The following is a 26,050-nucleotide window of genomic DNA, read 5'->3' on the forward strand; positions in this document are numbered from 1 at the left end:
GGGGAAGAGCCATGACAGAAGACATGCATCCCGGCCCAACGAGAATGCGCGCGAACGCTTATGCGAAATCAGCGGCGCTTCATTTGATGTCAGCCTTCGCTTTCACGCTTGCCTTCTTCAGTCCCGCCTTGGCGAAGCCGCCGACAGTTACACTCACCGCCAGCCCGACCCGCATCTCCTACGGGGACGTATCAACGTTGAATTGGAGTTCGACGAACGCAAAATCATGCACCGGCTCCGGATTTGAAACAAGTTTGCGCACCTCAGGGAGCCAATCGGTGACGCCCTGGCTTACGACCACCTACGCCGTTACATGCACCGGCAGCGGCTCGGCGACGGCGAGCGTGCAGGTTACGGTCTCGGGGTCGCCGACGGCTTTGCTTTCCGTCAAGCCGACGATCATCAATGCAGGCGCTTCGACGCTTGCGTGGAATTCATCGAACGCCTCGAGCTGCACGGGCGCGGGGTTCGATTTTTCGGGCGCATTGGGATCCACGAATGTGTCGTTATCGGCGACAACCACTTATGGCGTGACCTGCAGCGGAAGGACGATCGCTTCCGCCACCGCGACCGTAACGCCGGATCAAATCGCTTTTTCCGACACATTTGCAGGCCCACCCGCGAGCACGGAATGCGTCAGCGACGGCGCCGCCCTTACGCCCAACTGGCGGTCCGTCTTCAACGGCTTCGGCTGCAACCAGATAGCGGCGTCCGACGCTTCGAATTTGTTCGACGGGCCGGCGCCTTCGATCACGCCGAAAACGTCGACGAAGCGCGGCGAGACCCATAGCGGATTGATCGTAGGGCCCACCGGGCCGACCGTGCCGACGGGCGGAAACTTTACGCTCGAAGCCTCCACGCAAACCATAAGGCAGCTCCGCAGCACCCCGAACGCCTGGGAGGTTGCGTGGTTGCTGTGGGACTATGGCGACAACACGCATTTCTACTATTTCATCGGCAAGCCGACTGGCTGGGAGCTTGGGAAAGAAGACCTCGCTTACGCCGGGAACCAGAGATTTCTGGCGACTGGGACGACGCCCAAGTTCCCGATCGGACAGCGATACGTCGTCACGGTCAAACAGGCCGCGACAGCTTCGGCGACGGCGCTTTCGATATGGGTCAACGGGGCGCCCCTCGCCAACCCGACGACAGGCGCGTTCCCGACTTTTGTCGATACGGAGCGACCCTATTCCGGCGGCTATGTCGGCTTATACGCAGAGGACGCGCACGCCTATTTTCCGTCGGTCGTCGTGACGACCCCTTCGGCGAACTAATCGAGAGGAGCGTCGAGCCGGCTTCAATGCGGGCGGCAGATGAGGCTGGTCGTCCGCTCAATGGCGCAGGCCAACTCCGCAGGGAAACGCCTACGGACGCAGTCTCTCATGCTTTTGGCTTGAATGGCGCGCCCGAAAGGATTCGAACCTCTGACCCCCAGATTCGTAGTCTGGTGCTCTATCCAGCTGAGCTACGGGCGCCCGTCTCGCGCTTCGCAGCCCTTCTTGGGGCCGCCGCGTCGCGACATGCGTCCGTTTAGCGACAAGCGGAGCGAATGGCAAGAGCTCTTATCTAAACAGGCGAAATTTGCCGGCCTGCGGCTTGCACAGCCTGTGTGAGCCTTTAATTAGGAACTGTCACACAGGATTTGCGATGGAAACTTTCGTCTCGAATGGCGTCGAGATTGCCTATTCGGATTTCGAGCCCCTCAGCGAAGACCGGCAGGAGCCGATCGTCCTCGTCCACGGCTTCGCCTCCACCCATGCGGTGAACTGGATGTTCACCCAGTGGGTGAAGACGCTGACCGAAGACGGGCGCCGGGTTGTCGTGCTCGACAATCGCGGGCACGGCCGCTCCCAGAAGCTCTACGATCCCGCCCAATACGCGCTCGACCTCATGGCGGGCGACGTTGCCAATCTGATGGATCACCTCTCCATCGCCCGCGCCGACGTCATGGGCTACTCCCTCGGGGCGCGAATCGCCACCGTGCTGACCCTCGCCAAACCCGACCGGGTCCGTTCGCTGATTCTGGGCGGCATCGGCCAGTATCTCGTCCAGGAGGCGGGCCTGCCGAGCGGCCTCGCCGAGGCCATGGAGGCCGAACGGATCGAAGACATCGACAATTCAATGCTCAAGATATTCCGTGGCTTCGCCGAATCGACCCGCAGCGACCTCGCGGCCCTCGCCGCCTGCGTTCGAGGCGCGCGCAAGGCGCTCGATCCCGCCCTTCTCGCCAACATTACCTGCCCGGTACTCATCTGCGTCGGCACGCGCGACGATGTCGCGGGCGATCCCTCACCGCTCGAACCGCTCTTCCCGAACGTGCGCCTCGTCGATATCCCCGGCCGCGACCACAACCGCGCCGTCGGCGACCGGATCTACAAGCAGGCCGCGCTCGAATTCCTGGCGGCGCGCCCGTGATGCGCGGGCGTGGCCGAGGCGCTATATAGCGTCTTCAGGAGGAGCCCATGGCCGCCGAAACGCGGGAGCAAGCCGCGACCGTCATTGAATTCGACCCGCTTCTGGCCCGGCTGCGGCTGGAGGCCGAGGACGTGCTGCGCCGCGAGCCCGAGCTCGGCGGCTTCATCTATCCGGCCATCATGGCGCAGGAAAGCGTGGCGGGCGTCGTCGCCCATCGCGTCGCCCAGCGCCTCGACCGCCCGGAGGCGCCTTACGCCGCGATTCGGCAGGCCTTCGACGCCTGCCTCGCGCGCGAGCCGGGGCTGATCGAGGCGTTCCGCGCCGACCTTCTGGCGGTTCTGGAGCGCGATCCCGCCTGCACGCGGGTTCTGGAGCCGGCCCTATACTTCAAGGGCTTCCACGCGCTGCAGACCTACAGGCTCGCGCACTGGCTGTGGAAGAACGGCCGCAGCGACTTCGCTCTGACGCTGCAGAGCCTGTCCTCGCAGATTTTCCAGACCGACATCCATCCGGCCGCGAAAATCGGCAAGGGCGTCTTCATCGACCACGCAACCGGCGTCGTCATCGGCGCGACCAGCGTTATCGAGGACGACGTCTCCATGCTGCATGGCGTGACGCTCGGCGGCACGGGCAAGTCGCGCGGCGACCGCCATCCAAAGGTTCGGCGAGGCGTGCTGATCGGCGCCGGCGCCAAGGTGCTGGGCAATATCGAGATCGGCCGCTGCGCCATGATCGCGGCGGGCTCCGTGGTGCTCGATTCGGTTCCGGCCAACAAGACCGTGGCGGGCGTCCCGGCCCGGATCGTCGGCGACGCAAAATGCGCCGAGCCGGCCCTCGCCATGGACCAGATGCTCGCTGTATTAGATGCGGGAACGCATACGAGGACGGGGTTGTAAGGTGAAGAAACTGCTTCTTGGCGCGGCGCTGCTCATGGGCGCCGCGGGTCTTTCGTCGTCCGCGCAGGCCGCCGGCTGGCATTATTACGATCCCGAATGCCCTGTCGCGCTCGGCGAGAAGTCGATGAAGTTCGTGGCCATGCAGCCCAAGAAGAACATCGACCGCGAATGCGTGACGCTGCCCGACACCGGCCCCTCCGTCATCGTGCTCGACGCCGGCGACAGCGAACTGCGCGACATGAAATGGGACATTCGCGTGCTGAAGGCCAAGGGGCCCGAGGCGCAGCCCGACCCGGACGCCGACGTCGTCGCGAAGCTGCCGGTGCAGAAATTCCCCAACGGAATGGTCAATTTCGACCACAACTTCAAAGAGCCCGGCTATTACGTGCTCTACGCCAAGCTCTCGAGCGACAATGGCGCGAAGAGCTATGAGGGACGCCACCCCTTCTCCGTTGGTCTTATGACTGACGAGGAATTCTACCTCTATATCGGCTTCGGCATTTTCGCGCTCGTCGCCGGCGGCGTGGCTTTCACGATGTGGCGGCAGGGGAAGCTGTTCTTCAAGATTCCGGATTTTTCGAAGCCGAGCTGATTGACGGAGAACGGCGGCGTCGAGATGTCGACGCCGCCCGAAAAATTTTCGTCCGTCGTCCCGCGACATAACCTCCCCGTCGCCAAAAGCCTTTTCGTTTCTCGCGGCCTGCGCGCCGGGAGCAAGGGCGTTTTATTGCTAACCTTACGCTAACGCCCACACACATAAGCTGCCGCTATTCGTCCAGATTTATTGGAACGCCGCTTATGTTTTTGACGCATGCCGAGCTTGTGGAATATTCGCCCATTCTCGCCACCATCGCCTGCACCTCGATCGGCGTGTGGCTGCTCATGACCGACCGCACCAGCCTGTCCTATTGGTTTTTCGGTTTCGCCGTAATCATCGGCCGCGTCATGGAATATATGAACATGGCGCATCAGGCGCAGACGGCGACAGCGTTGCGGTCGGTCTTTCGTTTCTAGGAGATGCGCGCCCCAAAGCGCGCCCCCTACGTCACCCGAAAGAATTATTCTTCGGGAACCCCCGCGGCGGCAGCCTTCCCGCTTCCGCCCGGTGGCCCATCCATTCGCTCAGCTCCGCCGCCCCGACGTTGAAGACGCGCCCCGCCGAATCCGTCCAGCTCAGCCCGTCGGCGAGCGCGAACACCTTCGCGTCCGCGACGCCGCCATCCTTGTAGCGCTGCATCCGCACGCCCTTGCCGCGCGCCATGCGCGGGGCTTCCTCCAGCGGGAAGACGAGGAGTTTGCGGTTGTCGCCGATGATGGCGACGTGATCGCCCTCGGCCTTCGTGACAACCTTCAGTTTCGCGGGCGGCTCGACGGTGATTACCGCGCGGCCCTTCTTGGTCGACGACAGAAGGTCGTCCTGCGCGACGACGAAGCCGCGCGCGTCGTCGCCGATGAGCAGCAGCGAGGCGCCGCCCGTATGCGGCAGCACGCGGGCGATGTCGGCGCCTTCGTCGATATCGGCGTAAAGCCGGATCGGCTCGCCATGGCCGCGCCCGCCCGGCAGTTTCGAGGCGTCGAGCGTGAAGGCCTTGCCGTTCGTCGCCAGCACGAGAATCTTCGTCGTCGTCTGCGCGAAGAAGCTCGTGTCCAGCGCGTCGTCGCCCTTGAACTGCAAGGTCGACAGATCCTGCACATGGCCCTTGAGCGCGCGGATCCAGCCCTTCTTCGACACGACGACGGTGATCGGCTCGCGCTCGATCATCGCCTCCGCGAGATCGAGGTCGACCGCAGCCGGCGCGTCCTCGAAAGTCGTGCGGCGTTTGCCGACCGGCGTCTGCGGGCCGTAGAGCTTTTTCAGATCGCGGACCTGCGCCGCGATCGTCTTCCACTGCTTGCCGTCGTCTTCGAGAAGGCTCTCGATCTCGGCGCGTTCATTGGTGAGGTCGCCCAGCTCGCGGCGCAGCTCCATCTCTTCGAGCTTGCGCAAAGAGCGCAGGCGCGTGTCGAGAATGTAATCGACCTGCAAGTCGGTCAGCTTGAACGCCTTTTTCAGCTCGCCCTTCGCGTCGTCCTCCTCGCGGATGATGCGGATCACCTCGTCGAGATTGAGGAAGACGATGATCATGCCTTCCAATTGTTCGATGCGCCGCAGGATCGCCGCGAGGCGGTGCCGCGAGCGGCGCACAAGCACGTTGCGGCGATGATCGAGCCACTGGCGCAACGCCTCGTCGAGCGAGACGACGCGCGGCGTCACGCCATCGACCAGCACGTTCATGTTCAGGCTGAAGCGCGTCTCCAGCTCGGAGAATTTGAAGAGCGTCTCCATCATCAAGGCCGGATCGACATTGCGCGCGCGCGGCTCCAAGACGATGCGCACATCCTCGGCCGACTCGTCGCGCACGTCCGTGACGAGCGGCAGCTTGCGCTCGGAAATGAGCTCGGCGAGCTTCTCGATGAGGCGCGACTTCTGCACGCCATAGGGAATCTCGGTGACGACCGCCACCCAGCCGCCACGCGGCAGCTCTTCCTTCGTCCAGCGCGCGCGCACGCGGAAGGAGCCGCGTCCCGTGCGATAGGCTTCGACGATCTCCTCGCGCTTGTCGACGATGATGCCGCCGGTCGGAAAATCGGGCCCCTGCACAAAGGTGAGCAATTGCTCGCTCGTCGCGGAGCGATGCGAGATGAGATAGAGCGCCGCGTCGCAAAGCTCTGCGAGATTGTGCGGCGGGATCGACGTCGCCATGCCCACGGCGATGCCCTGCGCGCCATTGGCGAGCATATTCGGCAAAGCCGAGGGAAGGACGATCGGCTCCTTCTCCTCGCCGGAATAATTCGGCTTGAAGTCGATCGCGTCCTCGTCGATGCCTTCGAGAAGCCCGCGCGCGACCGCCGTCATGCGCGCTTCGGTGTAGCGATAGGCTGCGGCGGAGTCGCCGTCGATATTGCCGAAATTCCCCTGCCCGTCGACGAGCGGATAGCGTGACGAGAAATCCTGCGCGAGGCGCACCAGCGCGTCATAGATCGCCTGGTCGCCATGCGGATGATAGGAGCCCATCACGTCGCCGACGATCTTCGCGCATTTCTTGAAGGGCGCGCCGGGATCGAGCCGCAGGACATGCATGCCATAGAGAATGCGCCGATGCACGGGCTTCAATCCGTCGCGCACGTCGGGCAGCGCGCGGTCCGTGATGGTCGAGAGTGCGTAGCGCAAATAGCGTTCTTCGAGCGCCTCGCGCAAATCGACGGGCGTCACGACGCTCTCGCCGCCGCCATCCTTGCCCTTGCCCGTTGGACCGCCCTTCTGCGCCATCAACTCGTTCCTGTTTGTTCCGCCGCTTTTGTCCTATTGGCGCACGGGCCCGCACGCAAGCGCCCAGCAAAACGGCAATTGCGCGGCGAACGAGCGCTAAAACCAACCCGCAACCGGATTTTCATTTTTAGCCGTCAATGTTGCAAAATTGAGCTTGCGACGCATGGCCGCCCTTCATAGAAAGGTAACGACAGCGATGCGCCGCTTCGCTTCCCCGCCGGCGCTTTCCTCTTACATTTCTGTGGTTTCCGCACCATGACGTCCATCCCCAGAGTATTCGCGGTTTTTGGCGTGGCGCTCATCGCTGCGGGCGCCGCCCAAGCGGTCGAGAGCGTCGAACTGATCGCCAGTGATTCGGGCCGCTTTCAGCGCCGACATCAGGCCCCGGCGCAGGAAGAAGCGCGCAACGCCGACAATGCGATGCAGGCCATGTGCCGCGAGATCCTCGTCGACACGGATGAGGGCTATGGCGTCACGAGCCGCGAATCGCGCGTGATCTGCGACGATCTCCGGTGATCAACTGACAATCGCGCTGATATAAAGCTCCCGCGACGCCGGCATGGCCGCGCCGCGCGGGGAGAAGACATCGCGCGCGAGAAAATAGCCCGTCAGCCGAAAAGCGTCGGCCACCTCCTCGGGCGAAGCGAGTTCCACATCCTCCTGCAGCAGTCGCGGAAAAGGCAGCAGTCGCTCGCGCCAGGGCGCCGCCGCGACGCGGTTCACGGCGCGGCCGGATTTTGGCGAGACGTAAGCCAGATCCTCTCGCGTGCCGGTGAGGGCGCAACGCTCCAGATCGAGTCCGAAGCCCAGCGCGCCGAGTAGCGCCAGCTCGAAACGCGCCATCATCGGGGCCGCGCCTTCCGCGCCGAGCGCGACCGCGATGGCGTCCGCCGCTTCGAACAATTCCTCCTGCGGATCGCGCTCCGGCAAAAGCCGCAGCAGCGCGGCGAGGGTCGCGACGCCGTGCAGCGCCGCGCCGCGATCGAGATAACGCGCCGCGCGCGACACAAGGGGCTCGACCGCGAAGGCGCCCATGTGATCCTCAAGCCGCGCCCGCCACGTCGCCGCCACGAGATTGCCCGGTTGCAATACAGGCCGCAGCGCCTTCGACCGCCCGCCCCGCACGACGCCGAGGTGGCGGCCATGGGCGCGCGTCATCAACTCCAGAATGACGGACGTCTCGCCGTGCCTTCTGGCGCCGATGACGAGACCTTCGTCCTGCCATTCCATGGCGTCTCTTTCAGCACTGACAATCTAATCCCCCTCCCCCTTGCGAGGAGGGGCTAGGGGGGTGGGAGTCACAATCTCGATCGCCTGTGCGGCTCTCCCCCACCCTGCCCTCCCCGCAAGGGGGAGGGATGGTCGCGGCGCTGGCGAGTCGACTTACTGCTCCGAAAGCTTCATCTCGGGGCTATATTCCACGCCCTCGACCTCTTTCGTCACGGCCTGCCCGCAGATCACGCGCCCCTGCGCGGAATCGAATGTCAGCGTCGGGCCGCCATAGAGCGTCCAACCCTTGCTCAGGGCCTCGGTGACGCGATGGCAGAAGGTCGCGTCGTCGGGGCCGGTGAGATAGCGGTAGACGGTCAGTCTTTTCCTGGACATGCGAACCTCGCGAATCGAAAGCGGCTAGAGCTTACTCGCCCTTCGGGTAATCGAGCCGCATCTCGCGATAGCGCTCGGGGTCTTCGGCCCAGTTCTCGCGCACCTTCACGAAAAGGAAGAGATGCACCTTCTGCTCGGCGGCCTCCGCGATCTCGCGCCGCGCCGCCGCGCCGATCGCCTTGATGGTCTTGCCGCCCTCGCCGATCACGATCTTCTTCTGGCCGTCGCGCGCGACATAGATCGTCTGCTCGATGCGAGCCGAACCGTCCTTCTGGTTGGTCCAGCTATCCGTCTCGACGGTGGATTGATAAGGCAATTCGTCATGCAGCCGCTCATAGATCTGCTCGCGCGTGATCTCGGCGGCCAGCAGGCGCAGCGGCGCGTCCGAGAGCTGGTCTTCGGGATAAAGCCACGGCCCCGGCTTCATGCGCTTGCCCAAAGCATGCAGCAGGTCGGACACGCCGTCGCCGGTCAGCGCCGAGACCATGAAGGTCTCCTCGAACTTGGCGCGCTCATTGAGCTTCGCCGTCAGCCCCAGCAGCTTTTCGCGCGCCACGACGTCGACCTTGTTCAGCACGAGAACCTTGGGCGCCTTCGTCTCCTCAAGCTGCTTGAGGATCGCCTCCACCTCCTCGTCGAGCCCCTTGCGGGCGTCGACAAGCAAGGCGATGACGTCGGCGTCCGCCGCGCCGGAGAGCGCGCTCGCCACCATCGCCCGGTCGAGCTTGCGCTTCGGCTTGAAAATGCCGGGCGTGTCGACCAGGATGACCTGCGCCGGCCCGTCGATGGCGATGCCGCGCACCATCGCGCGCGTCGTCTGCGCCTTGCGCGAGACGATCGAGACTTTCGCGCCGACAAGCTGATTGAGCAGCGTCGACTTGCCAGCGTTGGGCGCGCCGACGAGAGCTGCGAAGCCGCAGCTTGTTTCTTGGTCCATGTCGCTTTCGTCGGTCAATAGGTGTTCCTGTTTCCGCACGTTACGGACTAAAGCGCCGCAAACGAACCGCCGCCCCCTCTCCCCGCCTGCGGGGAGAGGGCCGGGGTGAGGGGCGGGCCGCAACGAGCGCCTGCCACCCGCCCGAGAGCGGCGAAGCAATCCAGAGCTCTGAATTGCTCGCACTGACGAACGCCGCCATAGACTGCCTCGCCCCTCACCCTAACCCTCTCCCCGTTTCACGGGGAGAGGGAACTGGCGTCACTCCGTCACCCCTTCGCGCGCCATAAAAGCGGCAGCCGCCGCCTGCTCCGCCACGCGCTTCGAGCTTCCCGCCCCGGTCGCCGGCTCGAAACCCTCGACCTCCACCGCCAGCTCGAAAGACGGCGCGTGGTCGGGGCCGCTTCTCGTCACCATGCGATAGCGCGGCGGGGAGAGGCGACGGGCTTGCGCCCATTCCTGCAACGCCGTCTTGGCGTCGCGAAGGCTCCGCCCCGCTTCGTGCATCTTGGGGCCGAAAGCCTCCCGCACGATGCGCTCGGCCGCCGTCGCGCCGCCATCGAGGAACACGGCGCCGATGATCGCCTCGCAAATGTCGCCGAGAATCGCGCGCTTCTTGCGCCCGCCCGTCTGCGCCTCGCCCTCGCCGAGACGGATATGGGGGCCGACGCCCCACAGTTCGGCGACTTCCGCGCAGGTCTCCTTGCGCACCAGCGCGGCAAGGCGGCGCGAGAGTTCGCCCTCGCTGTCGCCGGGAAACGTCCCGTAGATCATGTGCGCGACGGCGAGGCCGAGCACGCGGTCGCCGAGAAACTCCAGCCGCTCGTAGGAATCCGGCCGCTGCGTCGCGGCGCTGACATGGGTCAGCGCCCAGCGCAGCAGGGCCTTGTCTTTGAAGTCGTGCCCGATGCGCGCCTCGAGCGCCGCGAGATCAGGCTTCGTCCGCGCCATTCACGCTCGCTCAATGCGCCGGCTTGAACAGGCGGTCCCAGCGCACCGACCAGGGCCAGCGCCAGAAGGCGAGCGCGGATTCGTCCTTCTTCACGGAGAAGAAGATGATCTCGGCGCGGCCGACGAGATTGACGAAGGGCACATAGCCGACGCCGCCGAGATCCGGCGCGATGCGCGAATCCGTCGAGTTGTCGCGATTGTCGCCCATCATGAAGTAATGATCCGGCGGCACGACGAAGAGATCCGTATTGTCGTGGATGAAGTGATCGCCGTCGATCTCGATGATCGTGTGCTCGACGCCCGGATGGTTGTCGTCGCCCGGCAGCGTCTCCTTGTAGGTCGCGACCGGCACCTCGTCGCCATTGCGATTTTCCGTGAGCGCCTTGGCGATCGGCTCGCGCGGCACGACGACGCCGTTGATGTAGAGACGCCCCTCGATCATCTGGATGCGGTCGCCCGGCAGGCCGATCACGCGCTTGATGTAATCCGTCTCATTGTCGCGCGGCAGCTTGAAGACGACGACGTCGCCGCGCTTGGGCGGCGAGGCGAGAACGCGGCCCGAAAAGACGTTGGGGCCGAAGGGCATGGAATAGTTGGAATAGCCATAGGCGTATTTCGAAACGAAGACGTAGTCGCCGATGAGCAGCGTCGGGATCATGGACCCCGAGGGAATGTTGAACGGCTGAAACAGCAGCGTGCGGATAACGAGCGCGATGGCCAGCGCCTGGATGATGACCTTGATGGTCTCCAGAACCCCGCCTTCATCCTGTTTCTGGGCCACCGGGACGTTCCTGCTCAAGCCGTGCGCTCCTTGACATTTGGGGGCCAGCCGCCCCTCGATCCCGCTTAGCACGCCATCGAGGCGATGAGAACTGCGGCGGGGAACCGGTTGGGCCGCATTTTGAGCGGGGCCCGCCCCCTCAGGGGCAGGATGAGACCCGCCCCTCGTCCATCGCCTTGCGCATCTGGCGGATGGCCTCGGAGAGGCCGACAAAGACCGCCTCTCCGATCAGGAAGTGCCCGATATTGAGCTCCACGACCTGCGGCAGCGCCGCGACCTGCCGGGCCGTGTCGTAGTCGAGCCCGTGGCCCGCATGAACTTCAAGCCCGCCCTCGACGGCATAGGCGGCGGCCTTCCTGACGCGTTCGAACTCCCGCCCGGCCAGCGCCGCCTCGCCCACCTCGACGGCGTGGCACCAGGCGCCCGTATGCAGCTCGACGACCGGCGCCTTGATCGAGACGGCGGCGTCGATCGCTTCCGTCGAGGGCTCGATGAAGAGCGACACCCTGATCCCCCCCCGCGCGAGCTGATCGACATAAGGCGCGAGATAGTCGTGGCCGCCGACGACGTCGAGCCCGCCCTCGGTCGTGCGCTCGGTGCGCTTTTCCGGCACGAGGCAGACGGCGTGCGGCGCGGTCGCGAGCGCGATGTCGAGCATCTGGCCCGTGGCGGCCATCTCGAAATTCAGCGGCTTCGTGATTGACGCCTTCAGCCGCGCCATGTCTGCGTCGGTGATGTGACGGCGATCCTCGCGCAGATGCGCGGTGATGCCGTCCGCGCCGGCGTCGATTGCGAGCAACGCCGCCCGGACCGGATCCGGACGCGGCCCGCCGCGGGCGTTGCGGATGGTGGCGACGTGGTCGACATTGACGCCGAGGCGTAGAGGTTTGATGGTCATGCGCTTTCATAGCAAGGCGGCGGCGGACTTGTCATTGGCCCGCGTTCCGCGCACCGCTTCGCCAAGAGACATTGTCACGGACAACGCTGCGCGCGACTGGTTCAAAAACGCAACGTCACCGAAAGGAATCCGCCATGGGCTTCAAGATCGATTACAAGGTCGCCATTATCATCCTGGGCGTCGCCATGTTCGTCGGCGCTATGATTCCCTACGCTTACCAGCCGCGCTGCCAGCCGGGCGAAGCCGATTGCAGGCTGGAGCGGCCCTACTAGAGAGCGTCGCCGAGCGGCGGGGCCAAGCGTGGAGAACGCCCCGCCTTCGGAAGCAAGGGGGCGTGCGCGACTGCCTGGGGATGTTAACCTCGATAGTTCATTATTAACTCTCTATTAATTTGAATTTCCAAGTCGGTCTGCGAACTCTTTCCGGCATTTTCGGATGGAGAAGGATAAATGACAAAGATTAGCAGGCTGGCTTTTCTGGCCTTTCTAACCACAGACGCGTCGGCCGCCATCGCGGCGGACACGAATTGCAGCGCGGCGTCGCCCATCGCCGCGGGCGCCACCGTTCCCGGCCGCCTCGTGGTCCCAGACGGACAGACTTGCGACATCACCGGCGTCTCGGTGATCGGCAATCTGGTCGTCGGAAAGCAGGCGACCCTGAAGTTTCGCGGCGGAACCGTCGCAGGCAATGTCGAAGCGACCGATTGCGCCGAGGTTCTGTTGAGGGGCGAGGCGGCGCCTCTGCTGGTGCGCGGCGACGTTCAGATCCGCGGCTGCACCGGCAAGCTCGATTACGGCAGCCTCTGGGTGGCGGGCTTCATCGACGGCACGTCTGGCCGCGCCCTGATCGCGGGCGACGTCGAATGCGTCGGCAACGCGGCGCTCTGCGCCGTCTACAAGGTCGATGTCGGCGGCAATATCCGCGTCGACAGAAATATCGCCAATGGCGCGCCTTCCCAGAACAATGTGTCGGCGCTGATGACGAGCAATCTCGTCGGCAAGAAGCTCGAATGCGTCGGCAACAGCCCGAATCCGATCACTTACGGGACAAATGTCGCGACGAGCGGAAAAATCGGCCAGTGCGGGGCGGCGGGCTTCTAGAACGCGTTCAGGAACGAGTGGGGCGCAGGATCAGCCGATCATGCGCTCCACCTTGCTTACCAGCGGGCTCGCGCGCAGCTTCGTCAGCACGCCGGTCAGGTGCTTCAGATCCGCGACTTCCAGGTCGAAGGTCATCTCGCGGAAGTCCGGGGAATGGGCCTTGAAGCTGATATTGTCGATATTGGCGCCCGTCTCGCCGATCAGCGTCGCAAGCGCGCCGAGCGAGCCAGGTTCGTTCAGCACCGTCGCGACGATGCGCGCCGGGAAATAGGCGCGCGCTTCCGGATCGATATCCCAGCGCACGTCCAGCCAGCGCTCGGGCTGATCGTCGAAGGCGGTCAGCGAAGGCGACTGGATCGGATAGATGGTGATGCCTTCGCCCGGCGTGATGATGCCCACGATGCGGTCGCCCGGCACGGCACCGCCTTCCGGCGCGAAGCGCACCGGCGCGTCGCCGCGCAGGCCGCGAATGGGGATGGCGCCCGCGTCGCCCTCGGCGCCCGGCGCCTTGAAGACGACATTGGCGTTGGCCTTCACGCCGAACCAGCCCGGTTCGCCCGGCGCCGGCGGCGTCTGCGCGGTCTTTCGATCCTCGGTGAAGTCCGGATAGACCGCCTTTACGACGTCGCCGGAATAAATCTCCCCGCGCCCCACCGCCGCCAGCACATCGTCTATGGAATGGCGCGCGAGGCGCGTCAGCGCGCCCTTGAGCCGATCGTCCGAATAGGGCCGCCCAGCACGCTCGAAGGCGCGTTCGACGATCTGCCGGCCGAGCCCCGCATATTGCTGGCGCACGGCCTCGCGCGTCGCGCGGCGAATGCTGGCGCGCGCCTTGCCGGTGACGACGGCCGCCTCCCACGCCGCCGGCGGCACATGGCCGTCGGCGCGGATGATCTCGACCTCGTCGCCATTCTGCAATTGCGACAGCACCGGCGCGACGCGGCCGTTGATCTTGGCGCCGACCGCCGAGTCGCCGAGCTTGGTGTGAACCGCATAGGCGAAATCGATCGGGGTGCCGCCGCGCGGCAGGGCGATAAGCGCGCCCTTGGGCGTGAAGCAGAAGACCTGGTCCTGGAAGAGTTCGAGCCGCGTATGCTCGAGAAACTCTTCCGGATGGCTGTCGCCATGCGCGAGCAGCTCCAGCGTCTCCTGTAGCCAGCGAAAGGCGCGGCTTTCCTTGGCGAGCTCCTCGCGCCCCTCATCGCCGGTCGCGTCCTTGTAGAGGGCGTGGGCGGCGATGCCGAAGCGGGCGATCTCATGCATTTCCGCCGTGCGGATCTGCAACTCGACGCGCTGATGGCCGGGGCCGATTACGGTCGTATGAATCGAGCGGTAATCGTTCTGCTTGGGCGTTGAAATGTAGTCCTTGAATCGCCCCGGCACGCTTGGCCATTTCGTGTGCACGATGCCGAGCGCGCGATAGCAGTCCTCGACCGTGCCGACGATGATGCGGAAGCCGAAAATGTCCGAAAGCTGCTCGAAGGAGATGGATTTGCGCTCCATCTTTCGCCACACCGAATAGGCCGTCTTCTGCCGGCCTGTGACCGCCGCCTCGATGCCCCGCTCCACGAATTCCTTGGCGAGTTCGTCCTCAATGCGCTTGATGATGCGGCCATTCTTGGTGCGCAATTCGTGCAGGCGCTGCTCGATCGCCTGATGCGCCTCGGGCGACAGATGGCGGAAGGCGAGGCCTTCGAGCTCCTCGCGCAGGCGCTGCATGCCGATGCGGCCCGCGAGCGGCGCGTAGATGTCGAGCGTCTCCTGCGAGATGCGCGCGCGCTTGTCGAGCGGGACATGATGCAGCGTGCGCATATTGTGCAGGCGGTCGGCGAGTTTGACGAGCAGAACGCGCACGTCCTCGGCCACCGCGAGCAGCAGCTTGCGGAAATTCTCGCCCTGGCGCGCCTGCTTGGAGACGAGGTCGAGCTTCTCGATCTTGGTGAGGCCGTCGACGAGCTTGCCGATCTGGCAGCCGAAGAGACGGTCGATCTCCTCGCGCGTCGTCTCCGTGTCTTCGATCGTGTCGTGCAGCACGGCCGCGACGATCGTCGCGTCGTCGAGCTTTAAATCCGTGAGGATCGCCGCGACTTCGAGCGGATGGGAGAAATAGGGATCGCCCGAGGCGCGCGTTTGCTGGCCATGCGCCTTCATGGCGTAGACATAGGCGCGGTTCAGCAAATCCTCGTCGACGTTCGGATTATATTTCCGAACCCGCTCGACGAGTTCGTATTGACGCATCATGCGCGAAAGCCAGGGCGAAACGGCGCGGCCCGCGCGCCGCCGGCGCAACTAGAACGCCCGACGGACTTCGCTCGCCGCTAGAGAACGGATGTCGAGCATAGCGCAGCTTTACCGCCGCCTCCAGCAAAAGGCGGCGGAATTTGGAAAGCTTTTACTCGCCGTCCTCTTCCACCTCGGCAGGCGGAACCAGGCCCTCGAGGCCACGCAGCAGGTCCTCTTCCGTCATGCGGTCGAACTGCTGGTCGCTGTCGAAATCGCCGCCGACGGCGGGCGTCAGGGCCGGAGCGGCTTCCGCCTCCGGCTCGTCGACCTCGACATGGCGCTGGAGCGAATGGATGAAGTCTTCCGACAGATCCTCGGGGGAGAGCTGGGTCTCGGCGATCTCGCGCAGCGCGACGACCGGATTTTTATCGCGGTCACGATCGACGAGGATCGGCTGGCCGGAAGAAATGAGGCGCGCCCGATGAGCGGCGAGCAGAACGAGATCGAAACGGTTCTCGATCTTGTCGATGCAATCTTCGACGGTGACGCGCGCCATCTCTAACGGCTCCTGATTGAAGAGGGAAGCCCGGGCAACTACACTAAAATTGTTCGTCAATCAATGGCGCGCCGCTGGTTTTCCAACAGCTCAGCTTGCGAACGCCCATTTTGGGATTAACTTTCGCCAAAACAGGCAATGTTTTATGCATGAAACCCTTGGGACGGACTTGACCTCGCGGCTTATAGGCGCAATTTATCGGTATGACGCTCCGGCGTCCAGCTTTCGACAAGGCGCTTTTGCCATCTTTCAACAGTCGCAGCGGCGTAGTCGAATAGTAGCCGTGTTCAAAATTTAAAATTGATTTTGAAACGCAGCTTGGAGCCGAGCAGGTAGCAACGCAGTTGTGGTCAGCGATCGTAGCCATGAGCCGTCAGAAGGCTAAGCAAGGCAGCGCTATAGAAACGTCACCACATACAACCCGAACGCGAGAATAAAATGGCAGATATCGAACGAATTGCGTTATTCATTGACGGCGCAAATCTTTACGCGACCGCCAAGTCGCTGGGATTCGATATTGACTACAAACGTCTGCTTCGCGAATTCCAGGGCAAGGGCCGTCTCATCCGCGCCTTCTACTATACAGCGCTGATCGAAGACCAGGAATACTCTTCCATCCGCCCCCTGATCGATTGGCTGGACTACAACGGCTACGCCGTCGTGACGAAACCCACCAAGGAATTCGTCGACTCGCTCGGCCGCCGCAAGGTCAAAGGCAATATGGACATCGAGCTCGCGGTCGACGCGATGGAAATGGCCGAACACATCGACCACATGGTTCTCTTCTCGGGCGACGGCGACTTCCGCTCTCTGGTCGAGGCCGTGCAGCGCAAGGGCGTGCGCGTCTCGGTGATCTCCACGATCACGACGCAGCCGCCGATGATCGCCGACGAACTGCGCCGTCAGGCGGACGAATTCATCGACCTCATCCATCTCGTCGGCAAGATCGGCCGCGATCCGGGCGAGCGCGCCGAGCGTATGCAGCGCTATCAGGAACGCCGTCCGCCGATGCCGGCGCCTGCGCCGGCCGGCCATGAGGAAGACGAGGAGTAATATCCTCGCTTTGCCTTTCCATAAGCCGGCGCGGGCCTTCATGTCGATCGATTTTCCTTGGCGCACAAACAAAAAGCCCGGCTCGCCGGGCTTTTTTGGCGATGCATGTTTCGCTGGAGAGCCAAGAGCTGGCTCACCCCTTGTCGCGCATGAGCCGGCCCTTTTCGCGGCTCCAGTCGCGCTTCTTCTCGACCTCGCGCTTGTCGTGGATCTTCTTGCCCTTGCCGAGCGCGATTGTAAGTTTCGCGCGGCCCTTCTCGTTGAAATAGAGCTTCAGGGGCACGATGGTCATGCCCTCGCGCTCCACCGCCTGCGAAAGCTTGGCGAGTTCGCGCGTCTTCAGCAGCAGCTTGCGCGGCCGCTTGGGCTCGTGATTGAAACGATTGCCCGCGAGATATTCGGGAATATTGGCGTTGACGAGCCACGCCTCGCCATGCCGGTCGACATGGGCGTAGCTCTCGGCGATCGTCGCCTTGCCGGTGCGCAGCGACTTCACCTCGGTGCCGGTGAGCGCCAATCCCGCCTCGAAGGTCTCGCCGATTTCGTAGTGGTAGCGCGCCTTGCGGTTGTCGGCGACGACCTTGAAGTTCGGCTCCTGTTTTGCGGCCACGGACTACCTTCAGCCCGGCAAAACGCCGGCGTGAATCATGGCCGCACGGATACGGTCCTTCGTCGGCTGCGTCGAGGGCACGAGCGGCAGCCGCACTTCCTCACGCACCTTGCCGAGCAGCGAAAGTCCGTATTTCGCGCCCGTCACGCCCGCCTCGAGGAAGGCCGCGACATGCAGCGGCACGAGCTTGTCCTGGATCGCCAGCGCCTTGGCGTAATCGCCGGAAAGGCAGGCGTTCTGCAGATCGGCGCATAGACGCGGCGCGATGTTGGAGACGACGGAGATGCAGCCATGCGCGCCCGCAGCCATGCAGGAAAGCGCCGTGATGTCGTCGCCCGAGAGCTGGATGAATTCCGGACCCATCGCTTCGCGCTGCAGCGAGATGCGGCCGATATTTCCGGTCGCGTCCTTCACGCCCACGATGTTCTTGAGCTCGGAGAGGCGCTTCATCGTGTCGACGCTCATGTCGATCACCGAGCGCGGCGGGATGTTGTAGATGACGATCGGAATCGAGACGGCGTCGTTGATCGCCTTGAAATGCTGATAAAGCCCCTCCTGATTGGGCTTGTTGTAATAGGGCGTGACGACGAGCAGGCCGTCGGCGCCGGCGCGCTCGGCGTGGCCGGCGATGGCGATGGCCTCGCGCGTATTGTTGGAGCCGGCGCCGGCAATGACCGGCACGCGCCCCTTGGCGGCGCGGACGGTCTCGGTGATGACGCGGCCATGCTCCTCATGGGAAAGCGTGGGGCTCTCGCCCGTCGTGCCGACCGGCACGAGCCCATGCGTGCCCTGCTCGATCTGCCAGTCGATGAGCGCGCGCAGCGCCTCGAAATCGACCTCGCCACTGGCGAAAGGCGTGACCAGAGCGGTGATCGACCCGTGAAAAATCGGCTTTGTGCTCATAGAATCAGGAACTTCCCCGCGCCTCACAGCCGCCGTATTCGCGCCCGTATTATGGAAGCGTCCTTCATAGCCGCTGGGCGCTTGCTAGAAAAGCCCCACCTAGAGCGCGTGTCGAAAAAGAGCGTAGCCGCCAAGCCTGTGCGCCGGCGTCTGTCGGCCTCGCTTGGTTGACGATTCGTAAATGAATAGAGAGCAGCTTCTGCGCAACGACGGAACAAAGCCGATGATGTTGCCTCCACGCATTTCGATCCGCCTCAAGGTCCTGGCCACGGCCACGGCCATTGCGCTCGTCGCGCCCGCCTTCACGGGCTTTGGCACGGTGGGCGACCTCGACGCCGGCAAGTCTGGCGATACGGCGCGCTGGGTCCCGCATGTGCCCTTCAGCCTCGGCGCCTGGCGCGTGCGCGTCGGCAATCTGGAAGAGGGCGTGCGCGGCTTCGTGACCGGCGAGCCGCCACATACGGAAGCCGCCCATCCGCCTCAGGCCGGGCTTTTCGGGCCCGACGACGCGGCCGTTTCGCCGCTCGCCAATTACGCGCCTCCGGACGGCTGGCTGCGCGGCCCAACCAGCGCCCCGCTCGACGCCAGCAAGTTGCTGGGCGACGATTCCGAAGCTTTCTATCAGGCGCTCGCCGCCTTCAAGGCCGCCGACTTCGCGGCGGGCGACGCCGCGTCCGCCAAACTCAAGTCGAGCGAAGCGCATACGGCCGCGCACTGGGCGGGCTTGAAGCTGCACTCGCATGAGGCGGGATTCAAGCGGATCACGGCCTTTCTGGAGGCGCATCCCGACTGGCCGGCCGCCGACTGGCTGCGCCGGCGCGCCGAGGAGGCGCTGGTCAGCGAGCATCAGCCGGACAAGGTCGTGAAGGCCTGGTTCGAGAATGCGCCGCCCGCGACGCCCTACGGCAAATACGCCATCGCAAAGGCGCTGGCGCGCGAGGGCGATTTCGACACCGCCGCCTTCTATGCGCGCGACGCATGGCGCGAGGACGATCTCCCGCAGGCATTCGAAACGCAGTTCCTGAAGGAGCTGGGCGAGCTTCTCGCCCCGGCGGATCACAAATACCGCGCTGACCGGCTTCTTTACGCCGGGAAGAACGGGCCGGCGCTGCGCGCGGCCGAACTCGCGGGCAAGGACGTGGTTCTTTTGGCCCGCGCCCGCGCCGCGGCCAATGCCGGCGGCGCCGGCGACAAGCTGTTTGCTTCCGTTCCGCCTGCCTTGCAGAACGATCCGGGCCTCCTCTTCTCGCGCGTGCGGATCGCGAACAACGCCAAGAAATTCGCCGAGGCCGGCGCGCTGCTGCGCAAGGCGCCGACCGATCCCGCCAGGGTGATCGACGGCGACGCCTGGTGGGCGGAGCGTCGGCAGGCCTCGCGCAAGCTGCTCGATCTCGGCGACGCGGACACGGCCTATGTCGTCGCCGCGCAGCACAACGCCCGCTCGACCAGCAACAAGGTCGAGGCCGAATTCCAGGCGGGCTGGATCGCGCTGCGCTTCCTCGACGATCCGACGCGCGCCTCGCGCCATTTCGCGGCGCTCGATCAGGCCGCCGAGACGCCGTTGCAGAGGTCGCGCGCGCTCTATTGGCGCGGCCGCGCCGCCGAGGCTTTCCGCACGGCGGAAGACGACGCCCGCGCTCGCGATTTCTACCGGCAGGCCGCCGCGCATTCGACGACCTTCTATGGCCAGCTCGCCAGCGCAAAACTCGGCGCCGAGGACCGGCCGCTGCGCCCCGCCCCCGCGACGGCGAAGGCGGAGGAACGTCACGAGGCGGTGAAGGTGGTCGAGCTGCTGCTCGCGACCGGCGACAAGGAAGTGGCGGCGCCGCTCGCCCTCGACGCGGCGAAGAACATGACCGATGCGAAGCAGGTCGCGGCGCTGGGCGAAGTCATCTCGAGCCAGCACGACGCCAAGCTCTCTCTCGTCTTCGGCAAGAGCGCGTCCTATCGCGGCGTTCCGCTCGACGACGTGGCCTTCCCCTCTTACGGCATTCCAGATTTCGAGGCGCTGCCGCACTCGGCGTCGCGCTCGGTGGTCTACGCCATCGCGCGTCAGGAAAGCGCCTTCGATCCGAAGGCCGTTTCCTCGGCCGGCGCGATGGGACTGATGCAGATGATCGCCTCGACGGCGCGCCACACCGCCTATCAGCATGGCGTCGCCTTCGACCTCTCGCGCATGATCAGCGAGCCGTCCTTCAACGCCAAGCTCGGCGCGGCGCATCTCGGCATTCTGCTCGGCGAATATAAGGGCGCGTATCTCCTCACCTTCGCGGCCTATAACGCCGGCGGCGGGCGCGTGAAGCAGTGGATCGACGCCTATGGCGATCCGCGCAAGCCCAATGTCGATCCGATCGATTGGGTCGAACGCATCCCGATCACCGAGACGCGCAATTACGTGCAGCGCGTGATGGAGAATTTCGTCGTCTATCGCGCGAAATTCGGCGACACGGACACGCGCGCGCCGCAAATCGAAATGGCGCATGCGGGGTTGTGAGAGAGCCCTAAATCCCCAGGCGGCCTCGTCCTTCGAGACGCGAGCTTCGCTCGCTCCTCAGGATGAGGCCTAAGCGTTTCACATAGGAAGAAGAAGCCCCTCATGCTGAGGAGCCTGCGAAGCAGGCGTCTCAAAGCACGAGGGGCGTTATCCGCAGCGTTCAAAAATAAGCGCTACAGCCCCTTCCCCAACCGCCCCGCCAGATCCGTCACGAACTGCCAGGCGACGCGACCCGAGCGGGCGCCGCGCGTCATGGCCCATTCCAGCGCCTGGGCGCGAATGTCCGCCTCCGGCGCGTCCAGCCCGAAATGGCGCGCATAGCCGAAGACCATGGCGAGGTAATCGTCCTGGCTGCAATTGTGGAAACCGATCCACAGGCCGAAACGGTCGGAGAGCGAGACCTTCTCCTCCACCGCCTCCTTGCCGTGAATGGCGCCGGCGCTTTCGTTCTCGATCATGTCGCGCGGCATGAGATGGCGGCGGTTGGAGGTCGCGTAGAACAGCACGTTCTCCGGCCGCCCCTCGACGCCGCCCTCCAGCGCGGTTTTGAGCGCCTTGTAGCTCGTCTCCGGCCCGTCGAAGGAGAGATCGTCGCAGAAGACGATGAACTGGTAGGGCTGTCCCGAAAGGGCGCCGAGAAGATCGGGGAGAGCCTCGATGTCCTCCCGGTGGATTTCGACGAGCTTAAGGCGCCCCTCCCCGGCCAGCGCGCCATGCACGGCCTTGACGAGCGAGGACTTTCCCATGCCCCGCGCGCCCCAGAGCAGCGCGTTGTTGGCGGGCAGGCCCCTGGCGAAGCGCGCCGTGTTGGAAAAAAGGATGTCGCGCTGGAGGTTTATGCCTTCCAGCAGCGAGAGATCGACGCGGTTCACCTTCGGGACCGGGTGAAAGACCGTCCCCGCCGCACGCCAGACGAAAGCCTCGGCGGCCGAGAAATCCGGGGCCGGCGGCGCAGGCGGCGCAAGACGCTCCAGCGCTTCGGCGATGCGGGAGAGATGGGCGGCGATATCTTTCTTGGACATTCCCGGTTCCTTGACCGCTGGGGCTGCTTTGCGGGCATAGCCGGATTATACGGGAGCGAAAAGGCCGCATCAGACGGCCATGCGCTGGGCCGACGCATTCCCTCTCCCCGCCTGCGGGGAGAGGGTTAGGGTGAGGGGCGAGCGGCATCGACGAATGACGTCGCCATCGCTTGTCAGACGCAAGCGGCGACCATTGTCATGATGGCCCGCCCCTCACCCCGGCCCTCTCCCCGCACGCGGGGAGAGGGGGCTTTGGCTTCAGCGGCGCACCGGGAAGGGACACGCCTTTGACGCTCGACGCCGCCGCCCTCATCGAGAGGGCGAAAATCATCATCGCCCCCGCCGACGCCGACAAGGCCCGGACGGCCCTCGACCGCGTGCTCGAGAAGGATTCGACCGGCGCCCTCGGCGCCTTCCTCGGCGAACATCCCAAGGCGCGCGATCTCCTCTTCGGCGCCTTCGGCTCCTCGCCCTATCTCACCGACCTCGCCGCCAAGAACCCTGCGCGCCTCGCCGCGGGGCTCGCGGCAGATCCGCGAGCGCGAGTCGAGGCGCTGATCGACGAGACGAACGCCATCGAAACGGACGACGAAGCCGACCTCATGCGTCGCCTGCGTCTCGTCAAGCAGGAGGCCGCGCTCGTCATCGCGCTCGCCGACCTCTCGAAAGCATGGGAGACGTTGCAGGCGACGGAAGCCCTCACCCGCATCGCCGACGCGACGCTCTCCGCCGCCATCCGTTTCACGTTGCGCCAGGCGCAGCACGCGGGCAAGCTCGAACTCGCCGACCAGCGCGATCCCGAGCGCGGCTCGGGCTGGATCTTTCTCGGCATGGGCAAGGGCGGCGCCTATGAGCTGAATTATTCCTCGGACATCGACCTCATCGTGTTCTTCGACCGCGCACGAGCCCGTGTTGTCGACCGACTGGAAGACGTCGATCTGTTCGTGAAGCTGACGAAACGCATCGTGAAGATCATGAGCGACCGCACGCCCGACGGCTATGTGTTTCGCACCGATCTGCGCCTGCGTCCCGATCCCGGCGCGACGCCCATCGCCATCCCGCTCGAAGCGGCGCTCTCCTACTATGAAAGCATGGGGCAGAACTGGGAGCGCGCGGCCTATATCAAGGCGCGTCCCGTCGCTGGCGACATTTATGCGGGCGAGGAATTTCTGAAGGAGCTCGCACCCTTCGTCTGGCGCAAATATTTCGACTTCGCGGCCATCGCCGACGTGCATTCCATCAAGCGGCAGATTCACGCGCACAAAGGACATGGCAAGATCGCCGTCATCGGCCACAACATCAAATTGGGGCGCGGCGGCATTCGCGAGATCGAATTCTTCACGCAGACGCAGCAGCTCATCACCGGCGGGCGCGACAAGCGGCTGCGCGGCCGCGCGACGCTGCCCATGCTCGACCAGCTCGTCGAAAGCGGCTGGGTTCAAAAGCAAACGCGCGACGATCTCACCGAGGCCTATCTCTTCCTGCGCGACGTCGAGCATCGCATCCAGATGGTCGCGGACGAGCAGAAGCATACGCTCCCCGACACGAAGGAAGGCGTCGAGAACATCGCCCGCATGATGGGCTTTGCGGATTACGACGCTTTCGCCGAGGCGCTGCTGAAGCGGCTCGACATCGTGCAGAGTCATTACGCCGAGCTTTTCGAAAGCGCGCCGGAGCTTTCCTCCACTGGCGGCAATCTCGTCTTCACCGGCGACGACGACGATCCGGGCACGATCGAGACGCTCGCCAAGATGGGCTACAAGGACCCGAAGATGGTCACCGCGACGATCCGCGGCTGGCATTTCGGCCGCTACGCCGCGACGCGCTCCACGGTCGCGCGCGAGCGCCTCACCGAGTTGACGCCGATCCTGCTCGAAGCGCTCGCCGCGACGGAAAACGCCGATCAGGCCTTCCTCGCCTTCGACAAGCTCATTCAAAGATTGCCGGCGGGCGTGCAGCTCTTCTCGCTGCTCGTTTCGCAGCCGCGCCTGCTCAACCTCATCGCCGCCATCACCGGCGCGGCGCCGAAGCTCTCCGCTACCGTCTCGAAGCGTCCGCATGTGCTGGCGGCGCTGATGGAGCCGGCGTTCTTCACGACAATGCCGACTGACGACGATCTGCGCGAGCGTCTCGCCGCATTGTTCGCGGAGGCTCGCTCTTACGAAGACGTGCTCGACGCCGCGCGCATCTTTGGGCAGGAGCAGAAATTCCTCATTGGCGTGCGCGTGCTCACCGGCTCCGTCTCCGTCGCCGAAGCCGGTTTCGCCTATACGCGCCTCGCGGAGACGCTTATCTCCATGCTCTTCGAGGAAGTTCGCAAGGAGTTTGAGAGAGGCCATGGCCGCATCGAAGGCGGCGCGGCCGCCATCGTCGCCATGGGCAAGCTCGGCGGCCGCGAGATGACCGCCGCCTCCGATCTCGACCTCATGCTGCTCTACGACGCCGATCCGCTGGCGGAGTCGGTCGAGGGCGAGCGCTCGATTTCAACGCCGCAATATTACGCGCGCCTCACCCAGCGCTTCATCACCGCGCTCTCGGCGCCGACCGCCGAAGGCCTGCTTTATGAGACGGATTTCCGCCTGCGGCCTTCCGGCAACAAGGGGCCCATCGCGTCGAGCCTGAAATCCTTCGAACTCTACCAGGCGGACGAGGCCTGGACGTGGGAGCATATGGCTTTGACGCGCGCCCGCGTGCTTGCGGGGCCGGCCGACTTCACGGCCCGCGTCGAGCAGGCGATTCAGGACGCCCTGATGCTGCCGCGCAGCGCCGAAAAGCTGAAGACGGACGTTCTCGCCATGCGCCGCCTCATCGAGAAGGAGAAGGGCTCCACAAATCCCTGGGAGGTCAAGCAGGTCGCCGGCGGGCTCATCGACGTCGAGTTTCTCACCCAATATCTCATGCTGCTTCATGGCGGCGACCGGCCCGAGATATTTTCACAGACGACGCCGGAGGCCCTGCGGAAACTTCGCGAGGCCGGGCTTCTCGACGCCGGCGCGGCCGAGGCGCTGCTGAACGCTTACAGTCTTTATCAAGGGCTTACCCAGCTCCTGCGGCTCGCTATCGACGGCGCCTTCCGTCCGAAGGACGCACCGCGCGGCCTCGCCGAGCTGCTGCTGCGCGTCGGCGACTCGCCCGATCTCTCGCATCTCGAGGCGCTGCTGACCGAGACCGAAAAAAAGACCCGCGAGGTCTTCGTGCGGCTCGTCGGACCCGTCAAAGGCGCGGAATTATCGGGCGGCAGGGAGTTGTCAGGAGGCGCGCCGCCGGCATAGATACGCCCCATTCGTCACGCAGGAACCATTCGCACCGGCCGTGGCGGCGGTTTTCCGGGGCGGTTTGCCTCTATTTCTGGAGCATATCATGTCTAGCAAGAATGCGCGTTCCATGACCCGCGCCGCACTCGGGACGATCGGCCTCGTCGCCCTGATGGCGGCCGCTTTCCCCGCGCAGGCGAAAGTTCTCGCCAAGGTGAACGGCGTCGAGATCACGGACGAGGACGTCAAGCTCGCCATGGACGATCTGGGCCCGGGCATTCCGCGCCAGCTCGAGGGCAAGGCGCGCGACAGCTACATTCTCGATTTCCTTATCGACGAGCAGCTCGTCGTGCAGAAGGCGCAGGCCGACAAGCTCGCCGAAACGCCGGACTTCGCCAAGAAGATGGCCTATCTGCGCGACAAGGCGCTGATGGAGACGCTGCTCGGCAACGTCGCCAAGGAGGCCGCGACCGACGCCGCCATCAAGGCGACCTATGACGAGGCCGCGAAGAACCAGAAGCCCGAGACGGAATATCACGCGCACCACATTCTCGTGCCGACCGAGGACGAGGCCAAGAAGGCGCTGGCCCGCGTGAAGGGCGGCGAGGACTTCTCAAAGGTGGCCGGCGAAGTGTCCAAGGATCCGGGCTCCAAGGGCGGCGATCTCGGCTGGTTCACCAAGGACCGCATGGTGCCGGAATTCGGCGAGGCGGCGTCCAAGATGAAGCCGGGCGAGCTGTCCGAGCCGGTCAAGACCCAGTTCGGCTGGCACATCATCAAGCTCGACGAGACGCGCCCGAAGACCTTCCCGCCGCTCGATCAGGTGAAGGAGCAGGTCGCGCGCTACGTGGTGCAGAAGGCCCAGAGCGAACTGGTCATGAAGCTGCGCGACGGCGCCAAGATCGAGCGCACCGACCAGCCGGCCGACGCGAAGGCCGCGCCGGCCCCGGCCGGCAAGCCCGCCGAGAAGAAGTAAACCGCGCTTCGATCGAGTCGACGCCCCTCGTGCTTCGAGACGCCTGCCGCGCAGGCGCCTCGGCATGAG

Annotated in this window: 26 protein-coding genes and 1 tRNA gene; 12 read left to right on the top strand and 15 right to left on the bottom strand. The window is 64.8% G+C overall.

Translation table 11 applies throughout. The features are described 5' to 3' along the window. Window positions 1-301 precede the first annotated feature (301 nt). Entirely contained in the window at window positions 302-523 is a 222-nt protein-coding gene (locus ACPFMJ_RS08710; RefSeq protein ID WP_424363417.1) for a hypothetical protein, read from the bottom strand. Window positions 524-583: 60 nt separating this feature from the next. Then, window positions 584-868, bottom strand: a complete 285-nt coding sequence (locus tag ACPFMJ_RS08715; RefSeq protein WP_424363418.1) for a hypothetical protein — start codon at window positions 866-868, stop codon at window positions 584-586. Window positions 869-911: 43 nt separating this feature from the next. On the opposite strand from ACPFMJ_RS08715, the gene ACPFMJ_RS08720 reads away from it, so the two are divergent. Beyond that, window positions 912-1,274, top strand: a complete 363-nt coding sequence (locus ACPFMJ_RS08720; protein ID WP_424363419.1) for a hypothetical protein — start codon at window positions 912-914, stop codon at window positions 1,272-1,274. Between the two features lie 124 nt (window positions 1,275-1,398). Here the strand turns inward: ACPFMJ_RS08720 and ACPFMJ_RS08725 are convergent. After that, window positions 1,399-1,475, bottom strand: a tRNA-Arg gene (locus ACPFMJ_RS08725). 172 nt (window positions 1,476-1,647) lie between these two features. On the opposite strand from ACPFMJ_RS08725, the gene ACPFMJ_RS08730 reads away from it, so the two are divergent. The 4 genes from ACPFMJ_RS08730 to ACPFMJ_RS08745 all read left to right on the top strand — a co-directional run bounded on the left by ACPFMJ_RS08730 (window position 1,648) and on the right by ACPFMJ_RS08745 (window position 4,325). Then, the gene (locus ACPFMJ_RS08730; protein WP_424363420.1) at window positions 1,648-2,415 is read left to right on the top strand and encodes an alpha/beta fold hydrolase; all 768 of its coding nucleotides are present in this window, start codon (window positions 1,648-1,650) and stop codon (window positions 2,413-2,415) included. A 47-nt stretch (window positions 2,416-2,462) separates the two neighbouring features. Next, the gene (cysE, locus tag ACPFMJ_RS08735) at window positions 2,463-3,311 is read left to right on the top strand and encodes a serine O-acetyltransferase (protein WP_424363421.1); all 849 of its coding nucleotides are present in this window, start codon (window positions 2,463-2,465) and stop codon (window positions 3,309-3,311) included. 1 nt (window position 3,312) lies between these two features. After that, a complete protein-coding gene (locus tag ACPFMJ_RS08740) occupies window positions 3,313-3,903 on the top strand; it encodes a hypothetical protein (protein ID WP_424363422.1) in 591 nt (196 codons plus the stop codon). 206 nt (window positions 3,904-4,109) lie between these two features. Next, window positions 4,110-4,325, top strand: a complete 216-nt coding sequence (locus ACPFMJ_RS08745) for a hypothetical protein (protein WP_424363423.1) — start codon at window positions 4,110-4,112, stop codon at window positions 4,323-4,325. A 31-nt stretch (window positions 4,326-4,356) separates the two neighbouring features. Here ACPFMJ_RS08745 and parC read toward each other — a convergent pair whose 3' ends face one another. After that, a complete protein-coding gene (gene parC / locus ACPFMJ_RS08750; protein ID WP_424363424.1) occupies window positions 4,357-6,621 on the bottom strand; it encodes a DNA topoisomerase IV subunit A in 2,265 nt (754 codons plus the stop codon). Window positions 6,622-6,876: 255 nt separating this feature from the next. On the opposite strand from parC, the gene ACPFMJ_RS08755 reads away from it, so the two are divergent. Continuing rightward, window positions 6,877-7,137 carry a hypothetical protein gene (locus ACPFMJ_RS08755; protein WP_424363425.1) on the top strand — a complete coding sequence of 87 codons (261 nt, stop codon included), beginning with the start codon at window positions 6,877-6,879 and terminating at the stop codon, window positions 7,135-7,137. On the opposite strand, the gene recO is transcribed toward ACPFMJ_RS08755, so the two are convergent. The 6 genes from recO to ACPFMJ_RS08785 all read right to left on the bottom strand — a co-directional run bounded on the left by recO (window position 7,138) and on the right by ACPFMJ_RS08785 (window position 11,790). After that, window positions 7,138-7,851, bottom strand: coding sequence for a DNA repair protein RecO (recO, locus tag ACPFMJ_RS08760; RefSeq protein WP_424363426.1), 714 nt, complete (start codon window positions 7,849-7,851; stop codon window positions 7,138-7,140). It abuts the gene before it with no gap. Between the two features lie 153 nt (window positions 7,852-8,004). Then, window positions 8,005-8,211 carry a DUF1737 domain-containing protein gene (locus tag ACPFMJ_RS08765; RefSeq protein ID WP_424363820.1) on the bottom strand — a complete coding sequence of 69 codons (207 nt, stop codon included), beginning with the start codon at window positions 8,209-8,211 and terminating at the stop codon, window positions 8,005-8,007. 46 nt (window positions 8,212-8,257) lie between these two features. Further along, window positions 8,258-9,163, bottom strand: coding sequence for a GTPase Era (era, locus tag ACPFMJ_RS08770; protein ID WP_424363821.1), 906 nt, complete (start codon window positions 9,161-9,163; stop codon window positions 8,258-8,260). A gap of 258 nt (window positions 9,164-9,421) precedes the next feature. Beyond that, window positions 9,422-10,111, bottom strand: a complete 690-nt coding sequence (rnc, locus tag ACPFMJ_RS08775) for a ribonuclease III (RefSeq protein ID WP_424363427.1) — start codon at window positions 10,109-10,111, stop codon at window positions 9,422-9,424. A 10-nt stretch (window positions 10,112-10,121) separates the two neighbouring features. After that, window positions 10,122-10,892, bottom strand: coding sequence for a signal peptidase I (lepB, locus tag ACPFMJ_RS08780; protein WP_424363822.1), 771 nt, complete (start codon window positions 10,890-10,892; stop codon window positions 10,122-10,124). A 139-nt stretch (window positions 10,893-11,031) separates the two neighbouring features. Next, the gene (locus ACPFMJ_RS08785; RefSeq protein WP_424363428.1) at window positions 11,032-11,790 is read right to left on the bottom strand and encodes a pyridoxine 5'-phosphate synthase; all 759 of its coding nucleotides are present in this window, start codon (window positions 11,788-11,790) and stop codon (window positions 11,032-11,034) included. A 134-nt stretch (window positions 11,791-11,924) separates the two neighbouring features. Here ACPFMJ_RS08785 and ACPFMJ_RS08790 point away from each other — a divergent pair, with 134 nt between their 5' ends. Both ACPFMJ_RS08790 and ACPFMJ_RS08795 read left to right on the top strand, forming a co-directional pair. Further along, the gene (locus tag ACPFMJ_RS08790; RefSeq protein ID WP_424363429.1) at window positions 11,925-12,062 is read left to right on the top strand and encodes a hypothetical protein; all 138 of its coding nucleotides are present in this window, start codon (window positions 11,925-11,927) and stop codon (window positions 12,060-12,062) included. A 177-nt stretch (window positions 12,063-12,239) separates the two neighbouring features. Further along, window positions 12,240-12,890, top strand: a complete 651-nt coding sequence (locus ACPFMJ_RS08795) for a hypothetical protein (RefSeq protein ID WP_424363430.1) — start codon at window positions 12,240-12,242, stop codon at window positions 12,888-12,890. A gap of 30 nt (window positions 12,891-12,920) precedes the next feature. On the opposite strand, the gene ACPFMJ_RS08800 is transcribed toward ACPFMJ_RS08795, so the two are convergent. Together ACPFMJ_RS08800 and rpoZ are read right to left on the bottom strand one after the other, a co-directional pair. Then, on the bottom strand, window positions 12,921-15,131 hold the full coding sequence (locus ACPFMJ_RS08800) for a RelA/SpoT family protein (RefSeq protein WP_424363431.1): 2,211 nt from the start codon (window positions 15,129-15,131) through the stop codon (window positions 12,921-12,923). 151 nt (window positions 15,132-15,282) lie between these two features. Then, entirely contained in the window at window positions 15,283-15,669 is a 387-nt protein-coding gene (rpoZ, locus tag ACPFMJ_RS08805) for a DNA-directed RNA polymerase subunit omega (RefSeq protein ID WP_424363432.1), read from the bottom strand. Window positions 15,670-16,107: 438 nt separating this feature from the next. On the opposite strand from rpoZ, the gene ACPFMJ_RS08810 reads away from it, so the two are divergent. Beyond that, window positions 16,108-16,722, top strand: a complete 615-nt coding sequence (locus tag ACPFMJ_RS08810) for an NYN domain-containing protein (RefSeq protein ID WP_424363433.1) — start codon at window positions 16,108-16,110, stop codon at window positions 16,720-16,722. Window positions 16,723-16,855: 133 nt separating this feature from the next. On the opposite strand, the gene smpB is transcribed toward ACPFMJ_RS08810, so the two are convergent. Next, on the bottom strand, window positions 16,856-17,332 hold the full coding sequence (gene smpB / locus ACPFMJ_RS08815; protein WP_424363434.1) for an SsrA-binding protein SmpB: 477 nt from the start codon (window positions 17,330-17,332) through the stop codon (window positions 16,856-16,858). A 9-nt stretch (window positions 17,333-17,341) separates the two neighbouring features. Then, entirely contained in the window at window positions 17,342-18,235 is an 894-nt protein-coding gene (gene dapA, locus ACPFMJ_RS08820; RefSeq protein WP_424363435.1) for a 4-hydroxy-tetrahydrodipicolinate synthase, read from the bottom strand. A gap of 181 nt (window positions 18,236-18,416) precedes the next feature. Between dapA and ACPFMJ_RS08825 the strand changes: the two genes are divergently transcribed. Further along, window positions 18,417-20,729, top strand: a complete 2,313-nt coding sequence (locus ACPFMJ_RS08825) for a transglycosylase SLT domain-containing protein (protein WP_424363436.1) — start codon at window positions 18,417-18,419, stop codon at window positions 20,727-20,729. A 173-nt stretch (window positions 20,730-20,902) separates the two neighbouring features. On the opposite strand, the gene ACPFMJ_RS08830 is transcribed toward ACPFMJ_RS08825, so the two are convergent. Next, complete coding sequence (locus ACPFMJ_RS08830; protein WP_424363437.1) at window positions 20,903-21,751, bottom strand: ATP-binding protein; 849 nt, start codon at window positions 21,749-21,751, stop codon at window positions 20,903-20,905. Window positions 21,752-22,038: 287 nt separating this feature from the next. On the opposite strand from ACPFMJ_RS08830, the gene ACPFMJ_RS08835 reads away from it, so the two are divergent. Both ACPFMJ_RS08835 and ACPFMJ_RS08840 read left to right on the top strand, forming a co-directional pair. Beyond that, window positions 22,039-25,023 (top strand): bifunctional [glutamine synthetase] adenylyltransferase/[glutamine synthetase]-adenylyl-L-tyrosine phosphorylase, encoded by a 2,985-nt coding sequence (locus ACPFMJ_RS08835; RefSeq protein WP_424363438.1) that lies wholly within the window; start codon window positions 22,039-22,041, stop codon window positions 25,021-25,023. Between the two features lie 88 nt (window positions 25,024-25,111). Then, window positions 25,112-25,981, top strand: coding sequence for a peptidylprolyl isomerase (locus tag ACPFMJ_RS08840; protein WP_424363439.1), 870 nt, complete (start codon window positions 25,112-25,114; stop codon window positions 25,979-25,981). Window positions 25,982-26,050 lie beyond the last annotated feature (69 nt).

The organism is Methylocystis parvus, assembly GCF_049675845.1.
In the GTDB taxonomy this organism is placed as follows: Bacteria; Pseudomonadota; Alphaproteobacteria; order Rhizobiales; family Beijerinckiaceae; genus Methylocystis; species Methylocystis parvus_A.